Below are 13467 nucleotides of genomic sequence, written 5' to 3' on the forward strand. Positions count from 1 at the left end.
AAAGGAGTGAAGAACGATGATGATCAGTAACCGGGAAAAGAGTATTCTCAAATTACTATCTGAGCGTCTTCACTCTTTTTTAACAATTCATGATATTGCACAAGCACTTGGTATTTCCTCTCGAACTGTTCATAGAGAGATGAAAAGCGTTGAAGATACACTGAATAAATATCACTTATCTCTGACAAGAGTTCCTAAATTAGGATTACGTATTGAAGGAGAACCAGAAGACATTGACAATTTTGTACAATCATTGACTGAACAAAATACTATTGATTTATCTGATGAAGAAAGAAAAGTTATTATTCTATACAACCTTATTCAATCTAAAGATCCAGTGAAATTATATAGTCTTGCGAATGAAATTGGTTCATCTACGCATACACTTAACAAAATCATTGAACAATTGGAACCTGAATTACACACCTTTGAACTTTCATTAGAACGAAGACGAGGCGAAGGTTTAATTCTGAATGGTGAAGAAGTCAACAAAAGACAGTTACTTGCTAGAATCATGTTAGAAAAATTAGATGGTGACAGCGTGTACTCTGTAGTAGAAGATCATTTCGTATATCATACGTTAAACGAAACACATCTTCGAGGTATTGTTGATATAGATAGATTGTTTAATGTTGAACGCTTGTTAATGGATGAACTCGGTACATTACCTTATACATTAACTGAAGCAAGTTATCTCACATTAACGATTCATATCGTTTTAGCAATTGAACGTATTAAGCAAGATGGACATGTAGAAATTGAGGATGATATTTTAAATGAATTGATTTCGACTGATGAATTTAAAGTATCAGAGAGACTTACCAATGTATTAAGCGATATATATGATGTAACATTTAATCATTCTGAAATTGCTTTTATTACAATGCATTTAAGAGGCGCAAGACGTCGCCACGAAACAACTTATGAAAACAATGACATTCATAAGCAACGCGTTACCGAACTTATAGAATTTGTAAAAGATCAAGGATTTTCATTTAAAGATGAAGATGCCCTATTCAAAGGATTAAATTTACATTTAGAACCTGCGATTAATAGACTTGAGGCAAACATTGAAACCTACAATCCGCTTACCGAAATGATAGAAACCTATGATCAAGAGTTATTTGAAGCTGTTTCATCAGGTTTAAAGATTGTATTCATGAATTATCATTTTCCAAAAAGCGAAGTTGCTTATATCGCACTTCACTTTGGTGGCATGTTACAAGCAAAACAAAGACGTTCATTACATGTTCTCGTTGTATGTAGCAGTGGAATTGGTACAAGCCGTATTCTATCCAATCGTTTGAAACAGCATTTTTCTGAAATCACGCAAACTACCGAAGTTTCTGTCAGTAGTTTGAAGTCGATTGATTTTTCAAAGTATGATGGCATGATTTCAACTGTAGCTGTAGACACAAAGTACCCACACATTACAGTTAATCCTTTATTACCAAAGCAAGACGCTGAAAATGTGAAATACTTTTTGAAATTACAGCAATCTGTTGTCCATGATCCTCAAAATACGCAAAATCAAGAACAACCACTATCATATGAAGATTATGATCGCACTGTAACTTTTATAGAAGAAAGTTTGGCACTGATTCAAAATATGATCGTTGAAAAGAAAAAAGTAACACAGTTAGAACGATATCTCATTCAAACATTGTCGAAGCATCGTGTGATTGACAATACACATACGTTCAGTGAAAAGCTTAACAGCCGGATGAATTTACAAGGCTTTGCATTAACTGGTTATCCAGTTGCTATTCCCCATCTTTCTGATGAATCAATCAAAAAGCCACAATTGATTATTACGGAATTAACAAAACCATTAATGCTAAAAACGATTGAAAATGAACAACAAGAAGTAAATTGGCTTGTATGTATGTTTATTCCGAGAAATTCGGAACAAGGACAACTTATGAGCGAAGTGTCATCCTTAATTACAGAACATTTGGATGATATTGATCAGTTGTTAAATGATAGAGTAAAGATAGAGAACACACTCAAATCATTTTTCTTAAATAAATTAAAACAAAAACTAACGAAAACGGAGTGAATTAACATGACAAAATTATTTAATCCAGAAAACATTTTTATGAATCTTTCAGTAAATTCTCAAGAGGAAGCTATCGAAAAAGCTGGCCAAGCATTAGTTGAAGAAGGTGCTGTAACTGACAAATATATTACTGCAATGAAAGAACGCGAACAAATCGTTACAACATATATGGGTAACTTCTTAGCTATCCCACACGGTACAGATGAAGCTAAAACTGAAGTATTAAAATCAGGTCTTGTATTACTTCACATTCCTGATGGCGTAGATTGGGACGGCAATGAAGCTAAAGTAGTTGTTGGTATCGCTGGTAAAGATGGCGAGCATTTAGATATTCTTTCTCAAATCGCTATTGTATTTAGTGAAGAAGAAAATGTTGAACGTGTTATCAATGCACAATCTAAAGATGAAATCCTTGCAATCTTTGAGGAGGTTGAACTTTAATGAAAGCCATTCACTTTGGTGCTGGTAACATCGGACGTGGCTTCATAGGTAAAGTATTAAATGATAATGGCTATGAAGTAACATTCGTCGATGTTAACGAAACAATTATTAATCAAATTAATGAAGAAAAAGCTTATCAAGTTGTTATCGCAAATGAAGAAAATACTAAAGAACCTGTTTCAGACGTTAAAGGTATCAATAGCATTACTGAAACAGACAAATTAAAGGAAGCGATTTTAGAAGCAGACGTCATTACGACAGCTGTAGGTGTAAACATCTTACCTATTATCGCTAAATCATTTGCATCATTCTTAAAAGAACGTGAAGCTGGTAAACCATTAAATATCGTTGCTTGTGAAAATGCTATTATGGCAACAGATCAACTGAAAAAAGCCATTTTAGATATTACAGGTCCTTTATCAGATGACATTAGCTTCCCTAACTCAGCAGTTGACCGTATCGTACCTCAAGGTCAAAAAGAAGGATCATTAGACGTATTAGTTGAACCTTTCTTTGAATGGGTTGTAGAAGCTTCAAAATGGCAAGGTACACAATTACAAGATGTACACTATGTTGATGATTTAACACCTTATATCGAAAGAAAATTATTAACAGTTAATACAGGTCATGCTTATTTAGCATACTTTGGTCAATACAAAGGTTACAACACAATTCTTGAAGCGATTCAAGATGAAGAAATTAATGCAGGTTTACGTGAAGTATTAAAAGAAACAAGTGAATATCTTGTTTCTAACTTCGCTGAGTTTACAAAAGAAGATCAATCTTACTATGTTGATAAAATAATTGGTCGTTTCCAAAACCCATATTTATCTGATGATGTAACAAGAGTTGGTCGTGGCGTATTACGTAAAGTTGGACCAAACGATCGTATCGTTAAACCGCTAGTAGCTTTATCTAAAACGAATAAAAAACATTCTGAACTCGTTAAAGCACTTTGCTATTTATTAGAATATCAAGATGAAAACGATAAAGAAACAGTAGAGAAAAACGACTATATCAAGGAACATAGCGTTGCGGAATTCTTAAGTAAATATGCAGAATTAGAATCTGACATTATCGAAGAAGTAATCATTCAATATACTTCAATCAATAAATAATTTTTAAGAAGTCGTATGTTAAATACGACTTCTTTATATGGTTAATTTTATAATATTCTCATTTAATATCGGCATATTTCGTAATTTTCAATTTATTTTATTGATAGAATTAATAATAACCATGCACTTTAATTTTTTGAGATTATATTATACCTACCTTTCGTTTGTGACAGTTATATTATTTATATTATTATTTAATTAAATCCTACTCTTATTAGTTTACATACAGTTATTTTTAGGCTAAAATAAGTAAATAATTGATAAACTGTATTTATGAATTAAAAATTTAAAACGCTTCCATGTTGATAATGCGAGGCTTTACCACCAAACTGTATTATTTCAATTACAGAAGCAAAATACTCACTTCTAGGGGGATTCAAAATGGCAATTTCTAAAATAGAAAATTGTTCCGATTTATTAGCACTTGTAACATATGTGGACAAATTAAAATCAATCATTAAAAAGGATTTTTCACTTAGCTTTGAAGAATTCGCAGTATTAACTTACATTAATGAAACAGACGATGAAGAATATCATCTTAAAAAAATCATTAGCAAGTTAAACTACAAACAACCACAAATTGTAAAAGCAGTTAAAAACTTATCACAACAAGACTACTTTACAAAAAGAAGAAATGAATATGACGAGCGTACAGTTTTAATTCTAGTTAATAAAAAACAACGTAAATCAATTTCTGAAGTGCTTGAAAAAATCGATAACGAAATCGCTAAAACTGAAATTAACGAATAATATGACGAAGCGGAGACATTCTATGATGTCTCCGCTTTTTTGTGTGGTGAGGGGTATGGGTGATCTTGGCTTTATTTAGGACTTAAGCCATGACTTAGACAATCTCTTGGCTTTATTCAACACTTAAGCCACGACTTGGATGATCTCTTGGCTTTATTCACTACTTAAGCCACGACTTAGTCAATCTCTTGGCTTTACTTTGGACTTAAGCCACGACTTAGTCAATCTCTTGGCTTTATTAGACACTTAAGCCATGACTTGCCTCATCTCTTGGCTTTACTCTGGACTTAAGCCATGACTTGCCTCATCTCTTGGCTTTACTCTGGACTTAAGCCACGACTTGCCTCATCTCTTGGCTTTATTCAGTACTTAAGCCATGACTTGGGCTATCTCTTGGCTTTATTCACTACTTAAGCCACGACTTAGTCAATCTCTTGGCTTTATTCACTACTTAAGCCACGACTTAGACAATCTCTTGGCTTTATTAGACACTTAAGCCATGACTTGCCTCATCTCTTGGCTTTACTCTGGACTTAAGCCATGACTTGGATGATCTCTCGGCTTTATTCAGTACTTAAGCCATGACTTGGACTATCTCTTGGCTTTACTTAGGACTTAAGCCACGACTTGGACTATCTCTTGGCTTTATTAGACACTTAAGCCAGGACTTGGATGATCTCTTGGCTTTACTTAGGACTTAAGCCACGACTTTGATGTGCACCCCAATATTTTGATTTGTTTAGGTCAAATATTTGGGTGCACATCACTTCTCAACCGCTCATCCTACTCAAAACCACTTCACACCCACTTCACACCCCACCTTCCTCACCTTACCAATAAAAAGCTAAGACATCATCAAATGTCCTAGCTCGCTTTATTATATGACTTGTTTATCTCTTACAGGTTGGTTTAAAAAAGATGATACGACTTGTTTGAATTTTTCACTTTCTTCAATAAATGGTGCGTGCCCTGAATGTTCAAATATTTCTGTTTGAGCGTTCTTAATATTTTCCGAATCATTATCAATATCAAAAGGATCATGTTTACCTTTCACGATAAGTGTTGGTATATCTATATGATCTATTTTGATATTTATACCATTTATAGATCTAACAGAAATTGCATCTTCTTCTGGTGTCATTCGATAATATTTTTTCACTTCTTGATACCATTTAAAAGTCGATTTAACATCATGAAATATTTCATTGAACAATATTAACATTGCTTCTTCTTTACTAAATCCTGCGACTTTATCTCTATGTTTAGCTATTAATTTAATAAGTGGTTGTTTCCCTTGATTGGAAATTGAAGATACGAGTACTAACTTTTCTACTTTATCTGAATGTTGGTTTGTAAATTCTTGTGCAATGACGCCACCCATATCATGTCCTAATATATAAGCTGATTCTATGTTTTCAGCATCCATTAAATCTACAATATCATCTATATGATTTTGGATGGAAATTTCTTGTTGTTTATCTGATTTACCATGTCCCCTAGAATCCATTGTATATATTGTAAATTGATCTTTCAGAAGCTGTACTGTTGAATTAAATGTCGCTAAATTCATATTTAATGCATGTAACATAATTAATGGTTTCCCTTTACCGTGTTTTTCATACACTATATGAGTCCCATCCCTTGTTAATAATTCTCCCATAATGAGTACCTCCCTACTTTACAGTAATAATATACCCATTTAACAATTTTTCACACTTATAATATTAAGTTAATGCCATAAAAATAAATGCAAAAAATGATTGTAGCCAATACATCATTTTCTGCATTTATGTTATACATATTTTCTTGTAGAATACATCATTACAAAATAAAGGATAATCACGAGGATAATAGACCAACTTGCAAATGTAACAATCATAATTACTGTTTCATTCATCGTTATAGCTGCGATTGTTTTTTGAATAACTGCTAATCCCATTGCAGCGACTTCGAGCTTTTTCATAAATATTGCGAGTATGACGAGAATAATCCCGATGCCAAATATGGCTTGAAAGACTTGTAACGGTAATACATACATTCCTAACGTAACATTAAATATTTTAAGCATACATAGAACAATTCCTATACTAAATAAGAAAATATTGGTCATCATCAATTTCTGATTAGGATAGAGATAACTATGTTTTTTTATAATTAAATATATAACGAGTGAAATAGACAATATAATTACAAAATAAAATATATACAATCCCGTTACGGCATTAAACGGAATGAGCTTTTTATCAAATAAATATGCTAATAATAAGAAGTGTAGTGTATAAAAAATGATTGGATTATAATTAACAACCACAATATTTCTCTCTATGATTTGAAGTATTTCAGCGTGAGATTTGTGTCGATATTCTGCATAATCTATATCTTTCTCATCTGACTTTTTCATATCCTTCTTTAATGAATGTTGCACTTTATCAATTTGTTTAGGTAATACACCGACATGCTGTAAATAATCATTTACATTTTCCAGCAATACATTATTGTTCGGACGCAAATAAATACACCACCTTCATTATAATATTGTATAAATTAATCCCCTATTATGCAATATGTATATAACATAACAGGGGATTAAATTCGCTATTGATTTAGTATTTACCTATATCAACACGATATACTTTAAATTGTTTACTATCAGGTGTTGCTTTTGAAAGCTGGAAGTGTGCTTGTCCATTATTCACGTATGCATAACCGCCCGTATACTTATTATTTTGTACACGTTTAGTCGTATTGTCACCAAGAATTGAGACAAGCGAATCTAATTTCACATTTGTTAATTTGTCATAAATCATTGTAACGCGTTTAACTGTTTCTTTATTACCTTTAACTTTGGCAGTAATAATCATATGTCCATTTTTAGTATCAAATTCGTAATAATTTTCTCTATCATTACTATCATCAGAATATGAGAACATTAAATTTGGATACTTTGATTTAATTTTAGAAATCTTATCACCAATTTTAATACCTTCGATTGTTACTGTACCGTCTTTATAGGTCTGCACATTATTTTCGTTAATATTTAATTGATTTTTAGTTGCAGCATTTGCCTCAGCAAAAGTTGAAAATGGCAGAACCATAAGTACCATTGCAATTATTAAGAGACATTTTTTCATATGAGGTTCTCCTTCAGTCTGTGTCTTATATGCTATGCATTGAACTGCGTTAATTATAACATAAAGATTACAAAATGACCACTTTTATTACAATCATGTAACAAAACCGTGAAATATCGCTTGATTAACTTAAAAATTCTTCCAATACTTTAATGAATTTCTCTTTTTCTTCAATAAAAGGTAATTCGCCTGAACCTTCAAACAGTTTAAATTCAGCATTCGGCAACAGTTCACTTATTCTTTTACCTTCGCTATATAATATTTTGCCATCGTATTGTCCAGAAATGACGAGCGTACGAGTTTCAATATCTGGAAGTAACGATATAATATCAAAGTCTTTAAAAGAGCGCTTAACAGCAATTTCTTCTTCCATCGTTTGAAGGTCATTCGACGGAATATGTGATTTTACAAACTTTTTAGCTTGTTTAATATTTTTATATCTGAATCTTAATAAATATTTTTCCTTGTCCTCATCAGACATCGTTCTAATTTCATCAGCATGTCTATCATAAATACGGTTATCTGGGAACGTTGAATGATCGTCTGTAGGATTAATTAACACCATGCCATTGATCAAATCAGGATTCTTATATGTGAGACCTGTTGCAATTGTTGCGCCAAGTTCTAGGCCAATTACATATGCTGAATTAATGAATAATGCATTTAATAGTTGTTGAATATCTGAAATATAGTCATCTACTCTACTATCATGTGGTGTATCACTTAAACCATGACCTCTTAAATCAATAGATATAACTTGATAATTTTTACTTAATTTTTTAATCAGTGGTTCAAAGACATCCATGTCTTGAAAAACACCATGTAACAAGATAATTGGATAGCCGCTTCCTTTTGTATTATAGTGTATGGCAACATTTTCTTTCGTTAAAAATAAGTTCATCATGCTTCACCTCTTTCGATTAGTTTACAAACATCTATGAGATCACTTAAACTTTCGATTGTATAATCTAATTCATGCTCCTCTGGTGTGCCAATGACTGAATTAGCCATCCATGCAGTCTTCATGCCCATAGCATGTGCTGCTGCGATGTCATTTAAAGGACAATCTCCAACATATAATGCATGATGTGCCGTTATGCCAAGATGTTTCAATATATCTTCAAATATGATTGGGTCTGGCTTCATAGCGCCCACCTCATCAGAAGTTGAAACATAATGAATATATGGATAAATACCGATTGCATTCATAACGTGTGTAATTTCTTCACTCTTACCATTCGCTACAACACCTAATTTATAACCCATGCTGCGTAGTTTATCCAATGCTACCAATGTATCATAGAAAGGAAAATGGTATCTGTAGTGATGCATTTTATAGTCGTTATAAAATGTCTTCCACGATATCCTTTCTATATTTAATCTCTTTACGAGTTCTTGATATACCCATTCAACATCTTCTATACCATAGGGATTTAACGTTAAATATACCTTTTCAAAATCACGTCTTTGGACTGTTACCATTAACTCATGAAACCTCTCAAACTGTTCTTCCAAAAACTTCATTCGCGATTTCTCACGATCTACAAGCGTATCTTCTAAGTCAAAAATAATCGCTTGAATATCACACGAACACATGTCATCATCCCTTTCATAGAAACATTTTAAACTATTCCATAAAGAAAGCAATACAATTTTTACATACAAAACACCAACCCTCTATCATAAAGTTTAAAGGATTGGTGTCCGTATGCTATTGATTGTGATTTAATACTGATAGATACATTAAATATTCAGTAAGTTCTTTCTTTTTTTCGCTGTTCTGTAATCATTAAATACATCATAATCGGTATGGCAATAATTGAGAGTATAATGCCAACCGGAATTTGAATCGGACTTATGATAATTCTGCCAACAGTATCTGCAATTAATAAAAGTGCGCCGCCGATTAATAAATTCAATATCATTTGAACGTTAATAGGTACCTTGTACACCCTTCTAACAACTTGAGGTACAATCATACCAATAAATCCAATAATACCCGTAAAACTAATAATAACGGCTGTCATTATAGCAGCTAATAGCAAACATGTCCATGATATCAATCGAACATTCACACCCAGTGTAGTTGCTTTATCTTCACCTAATTGAATCATTTTAATATAATGACTCATCATAAACAAGATTAAGATACAGATTAAAGTAACAATCCCAGTGATTTCTACAGTTATTTTTTCGGCAGATGAAACACTACCAAACATATATGACACCATGCTATTAACTTTATCCGGCTTAAGCAATAAAAGGATATAGAGTGCCGAACTAAAGAACGCACCAATAAAAATACCTGAAAGTATCATTGTTGCTACATGAAATGTTTTAACCATCGTTTCTGTAATCAGTACAACTACGATAAGCGTTAACAAGCTGAAGAATATAGAAAATAGTGGCACAAACCAAATGGATACGCCGATAAATACGGCAAGTGCACTTCCGAATGTTGCCCCGCTTGCTAATCCTAACGTAAAACTATCCGCAAGTGGATTATTCAATATCGTTTGATAGATTTGACCACTCATGACTAGCCCCATACCAGCAATTAATGCTAACAGTGTCCGCGGTACTCTTAACTTGTAAAAAATCGTCCATTCTAGTTGATTATCAAATTTCCATGTTATACCCGTAGATCCTACGAATAAAGAAATGCCAATTGCAAACAATAGAACGAGAAACCATATCACAACATGGCGATAAACGTTATGATTATTAGTCATAAACTTTTTCAGAAAGTTCTTTTAGACCTTTCGCTAATCTTGGTCCTGGTCTAGAAATCATATCTGCATTGAGTGCATGAACGTGTTTCTCTTTAACAGCATTAACTTGGTCAAAGCCATCTCTATTGTTATTTAATTTTTGATATTCCGCTTCAGACTGTCCACTTGTTGTAATCATTACATCAGGATTTCTTTTAAGAATACTTTCTTTATCCGTTTTAATCCATCCTTCTTGATCATGATAAAGGTTCTTAGCTTTGATAGAAGTTAACATATCATCATAAAACGTATTTGATCCTGAAGTGTAAATGTCAGGTTGAGAAGAAATTTCCATAAATACTTTTTTACCTTGTTGGTCTTTAGGAACATCTTTTACAACATCTTCTATTTCTTTCTTCACTTTACTTACTAATTTATCCGCTTCTTTTTCTTTACCTGTTACTTTTCCAACTTGTTTGAATGTATCATACATTTCATTAATTGAATTTGCATCATCTATGTAGACGACTTTCACGCCTGCATCACTTAATTTTTTTAAATCTTTTTCTTGTGTAGATTTGTTCGACTCATGCGCCAAAATTAAATCAGGTTTTGCTTTTAATAACGCTTCTGTATCAAGTTTAAAGGCATCGAATTGTTTTTTATCTTTCACATCTTTAGGATAATCATCAACAGTTGATACCCCAACGACTTTATCTCCAAGTCCTAACGCGTATAATATTTCTGTATTACTTGGAATAAGCGATACAATACGCTTATATTCTTTCTTATCAGTTGTTTCTTGTTTCGTTTCTTTCTTGTTATCCGTATTATCTCCGCTTTGGCAACCTGTCACGATGATCATAGCAGCAAAGATTAAATAAAATATTTTGTTTATTTTCATACTTAATCCCTCCATATATTTAATTAAAAAATGGTACATAAAAAGGCGCAACTCAAATAAGATTGAGCTGCACCTCAATTAAAATAATGATTAAATTACATAGATTCTGGAGCTGACACACCTACTAATGCTAACGCATTGCGAAGTGTAATACGCGCCGCTTCAATTAAAGCTAAATGCGCTTTAGTCTTCTCTGCATCATCTGTTAATACTTTCTCTGCATTATAGAACTTATGGAACTGTGCAGCCAAATCTTGAATATAATTCGTAATACGATGTGGACTGCGTGATTCTGCAGCAGAAACAATTGTTGGTTCAAATTCAGCAATTTTCTTCAATAAATCAAATGCTTTTTCATGTGTAATTAAAGATAAATCAACATTTTGATCAATCGTGATACCTTTTTCTTCTGCTTGGCGAATAATAGATGATATACGCGCATGTGCATATTGTGCATAATACACTGGGTTATCTTGTGATTCTTTCTTAGCTAATTCCATATCAAAGTCAAAGTGTGTATCAGGACTACGCATCGTTAAGAAGTAACGAGCAGCATCAATGCCCACTTCATCCATAATGTCACGTAACGTAATAGCATTACCTGTACGTTTACTCATTTTCACTTCAACGCCGTCTTGTAATAATCGTACCATTTGCATAATTTGTATTTCAAGACGTTTTGAATCTACGCCAAATGTTTCAAGAGATGCTTTTAAACGATTAATATAACCGTGGTGATCAGCACCAAATAAATTAATTAACTTGTCAAAACCACGTTCTACTTTATCGTAATGATAAGCGATATCTGGTAAGAAATACGTATACGTACCGTCTTGTTTAATTAACACACGGTCTTTATCGTCACCAAATTCTGTTGTTTTTAACCATGTTGCGCCATCTTGTTCATAAGTATAGCCTAATTCTGTCATTTTATCTAAAACAGCTGAAATTTTGTTTGTTTCATATAATGATGTTTCACTGAACCAATTATCAAAATGAATATTAAAATCTGCTAAGTCTTGTTTTAATTTTTTCATTTCATAATCTAAACCAAGTTTACGGAATGTCTTAATACGTTCTTCTTCCGCTTCATCTTTAATTTCAGGATGTTTTTCAGCTAAGTCTTTACTGATTGCGATAATATCTTTACCATAATAACCATCTTCAGGTAATTCAGCATCTAAACCTAACGCTTGGTTATAACGCGCTTCAATAGAGTGCGCTAAATTTTCAATTTGTTTACCTGCATCGTTAATATAATATTCACGTGTTACATCATAACCAGCTGCACTTAACACGTTTGATAACGTATCACCTACTGCTGCATTACGTGCATGTCCAATATGCAAATCTCCTGTTGGGTTTGCAGATACATACTCAACGATGATGCTTTCATTTTTACGTTCTTCTGTTTGACCAAATGTTTCGCCTTTTGTTAAAGCTGTCTTAATAATTTCAGTTAAATATTGTTGATCTAAGTAGAAATTAATAAATCCAGGACCTGCAATATCTACTTTTTTAACATTCGCTTTATTTGTGTCTAAATTTTCTACGATTTGATTCGCAATTTCACGAGGATTTTTACGCGCTAATTTTGTTAATACCATCGCAATATTTGAAGAGTAATCTCCATTTGCAGGGTCTTTAGGTGTTTCGATTTTAATTTCTGGAACTGTTTCTACAAGTTCAGATTTAATGATACTTGCTTTAATTTCTTCAATTAACGTTTCTTTAACTTGGTTAATAATGTTCATTCATTTATCTCCTTATAATTAATTTGAAATTGGTATGTTCCAAGTAACCCAGTTTGATCACTTAGCTGATAATGTATCCTGAGTTTACCTTGTTGATCGTCTATAAAATGTTTGATTGATAATGTATTAACGTGCATTGTCATGCGTCCTGCATCAGTATCATAATAACTAATCGTTTCTTGTCCTTCAACAAAGTGAAAGACTGTTTTGACCGCGCCAGTACGGTGGATTTTCACGCCATCATCTTCTATTTTAAGCATATTTTTTACGATTTGTTCATCAATCGTTTCTTCATATCTAATTATATCGCTATTTCTTCTATGAAATGTACCTGATGTTTTTGTTTGAAATGTTTCTTTCTCGCCATTTTGTTTCACGACTTGTTTAATATTTATATTAATATTTTCTTTCATAATTGGCCACCTCACCGTTTAAGAACGTATATCATTATAGCATATTTGACAATTAAAATTAAAAAAAGCAGGGCGAAAAGCGCCTGCTTTTTTTAGTGTCCTAGCTATAGTAGCTATCAACTATTTTACTTATGATATTGTGAAAAGACAATAGCTATTTAGTTGAATTGTGATAATTCACAATTA

At 32.5% G+C, this 13467-nt stretch carries 13 protein-coding genes; 4 read left to right on the forward strand and 9 right to left on the reverse strand.

Annotated features, from left to right (window positions below):
- Positions 1 to 16 precede the first annotated feature (16 nt).
- The 4 genes from LQ673_RS10095 (at position 17) to sarA (ending at position 4368) form a co-directional block, all read left to right on the forward strand.
- Complete coding sequence (locus LQ673_RS10095; RefSeq protein WP_025905500.1) at positions 17 to 2059, forward strand: BglG family transcription antiterminator; 2043 nt, start codon at positions 17 to 19, stop codon at positions 2057 to 2059.
- Between the two features lie 6 nt (positions 2060 to 2065).
- Positions 2066 to 2500 (forward strand): PTS mannitol transporter subunit IIA, encoded by a 435-nt coding sequence (locus LQ673_RS10100; protein ID WP_025905499.1) that lies wholly within the window; start codon positions 2066 to 2068, stop codon positions 2498 to 2500.
- Positions 2500 to 3618 (forward strand): mannitol-1-phosphate 5-dehydrogenase, encoded by a 1119-nt coding sequence (locus LQ673_RS10105; protein ID WP_191836144.1) that lies wholly within the window; start codon positions 2500 to 2502, stop codon positions 3616 to 3618. The genes LQ673_RS10100 and LQ673_RS10105 overlap by 1 nt, the downstream gene beginning before the upstream one ends.
- 381 nt (positions 3619 to 3999) lie before the next feature.
- Positions 4000 to 4368 carry a global transcriptional regulator SarA gene (gene sarA / locus LQ673_RS10110; protein ID WP_025905497.1) on the forward strand — a complete coding sequence of 123 codons (369 nt, stop codon included), beginning with the start codon at positions 4000 to 4002 and terminating at the stop codon, positions 4366 to 4368.
- Between the two features lie 877 nt (positions 4369 to 5245).
- On the opposite strand, the gene LQ673_RS10115 is transcribed toward sarA, so the two are convergent.
- From LQ673_RS10115 to LQ673_RS10155, 9 genes are all read right to left on the reverse strand, one after another.
- On the reverse strand, positions 5246 to 6028 hold the full coding sequence (locus LQ673_RS10115; protein ID WP_191836145.1) for an alpha/beta fold hydrolase: 783 nt from the start codon (positions 6026 to 6028) through the stop codon (positions 5246 to 5248).
- Between the two features lie 132 nt (positions 6029 to 6160).
- Positions 6161 to 6877 carry a hypothetical protein gene (locus tag LQ673_RS10120; RefSeq protein ID WP_191836146.1) on the reverse strand — a complete coding sequence of 239 codons (717 nt, stop codon included), beginning with the start codon at positions 6875 to 6877 and terminating at the stop codon, positions 6161 to 6163.
- Between the two features lie 94 nt (positions 6878 to 6971).
- On the reverse strand, positions 6972 to 7499 hold the full coding sequence (locus LQ673_RS10125; RefSeq protein ID WP_037590564.1) for an SA0570 family protein: 528 nt from the start codon (positions 7497 to 7499) through the stop codon (positions 6972 to 6974).
- 124 nt (positions 7500 to 7623) lie between these two features.
- Positions 7624 to 8403: an alpha/beta fold hydrolase gene (locus LQ673_RS10130; protein ID WP_051575479.1), complete on the reverse strand. Its 780-nt coding sequence runs from the start codon at positions 8401 to 8403 to the stop codon at positions 7624 to 7626.
- Positions 8400 to 9164 carry an HAD family hydrolase gene (locus LQ673_RS10135; RefSeq protein WP_224658952.1) on the reverse strand — a complete coding sequence of 255 codons (765 nt, stop codon included), beginning with the start codon at positions 9162 to 9164 and terminating at the stop codon, positions 8400 to 8402. The genes LQ673_RS10130 and LQ673_RS10135 overlap by 4 nt, the downstream gene beginning before the upstream one ends.
- An 86-nt stretch (positions 9165 to 9250) precedes the next feature.
- On the reverse strand, positions 9251 to 10231 hold the full coding sequence (locus LQ673_RS10140) for a FecCD family ABC transporter permease (RefSeq protein WP_191836147.1): 981 nt from the start codon (positions 10229 to 10231) through the stop codon (positions 9251 to 9253).
- The gene (locus LQ673_RS10145) at positions 10224 to 11114 is read right to left on the reverse strand and encodes an ABC transporter substrate-binding protein (RefSeq protein ID WP_037590567.1); all 891 of its coding nucleotides are present in this window, start codon (positions 11112 to 11114) and stop codon (positions 10224 to 10226) included. The genes LQ673_RS10140 and LQ673_RS10145 overlap by 8 nt, the downstream gene beginning before the upstream one ends.
- A 95-nt stretch (positions 11115 to 11209) precedes the next feature.
- Entirely contained in the window at positions 11210 to 12868 is a 1659-nt protein-coding gene (gene argS, locus LQ673_RS10150; RefSeq protein ID WP_239705439.1) for an arginine--tRNA ligase, read from the reverse strand.
- Positions 12865 to 13281, reverse strand: a complete 417-nt coding sequence (locus LQ673_RS10155) for a YwiB family protein (RefSeq protein WP_025904915.1) — start codon at positions 13279 to 13281, stop codon at positions 12865 to 12867. The genes argS and LQ673_RS10155 overlap by 4 nt, the downstream gene beginning before the upstream one ends.
- Positions 13282 to 13467: the final 186 nt, after the last annotated feature.

This window comes from Mammaliicoccus sp. O-M54 (assembly GCF_022386035.1).
GTDB lineage: Bacteria > Bacillota > Bacilli > Staphylococcales > Staphylococcaceae > Mammaliicoccus > Mammaliicoccus sciuri_A.

Excerpts from the sequence above, each read along its gene's own strand:
- LQ673_RS10095 (WP_025905500.1), top strand. The coding sequence starts at position 17 with ATGATGATCAGTAACCGGGAAAAGAGTATTCTCAAATTACTATCTGAG.
- LQ673_RS10100 (WP_025905499.1), top strand. The coding sequence starts at position 2,066 with ATGACAAAATTATTTAATCCAGAAAACATTTTTATGAATCTTTCAGTA.
- LQ673_RS10105 (WP_191836144.1), top strand. The coding sequence starts at position 2,500 with ATGAAAGCCATTCACTTTGGTGCTGGTAACATCGGACGTGGCTTCATA.
- sarA (WP_025905497.1), top strand. The coding sequence starts at position 4,000 with ATGGCAATTTCTAAAATAGAAAATTGTTCCGATTTATTAGCACTTGTA.
- LQ673_RS10115 (WP_191836145.1), bottom strand. The coding sequence starts at position 6,028 with ATGGGAGAATTATTAACAAGGGATGGGACTCATATAGTGTATGAAAAA.
- LQ673_RS10125 (WP_037590564.1), bottom strand. The coding sequence starts at position 7,499 with ATGAAAAAATGTCTCTTAATAATTGCAATGGTACTTATGGTTCTGCCA.
- LQ673_RS10130 (WP_051575479.1), bottom strand. The coding sequence starts at position 8,403 with ATGATGAACTTATTTTTAACGAAAGAAAATGTTGCCATACACTATAAT.
- LQ673_RS10140 (WP_191836147.1), bottom strand. The coding sequence starts at position 10,231 with ATGACTAATAATCATAACGTTTATCGCCATGTTGTGATATGGTTTCTC.
- LQ673_RS10145 (WP_037590567.1), bottom strand. The coding sequence starts at position 11,114 with ATGAAAATAAACAAAATATTTTATTTAATCTTTGCTGCTATGATCATC.
- argS (WP_239705439.1), bottom strand. The coding sequence starts at position 12,868 with ATGAACATTATTAACCAAGTTAAAGAAACGTTAATTGAAGAAATTAAA.
- LQ673_RS10155 (WP_025904915.1), bottom strand. The coding sequence starts at position 13,281 with ATGAAAGAAAATATTAATATAAATATTAAACAAGTCGTGAAACAAAAT.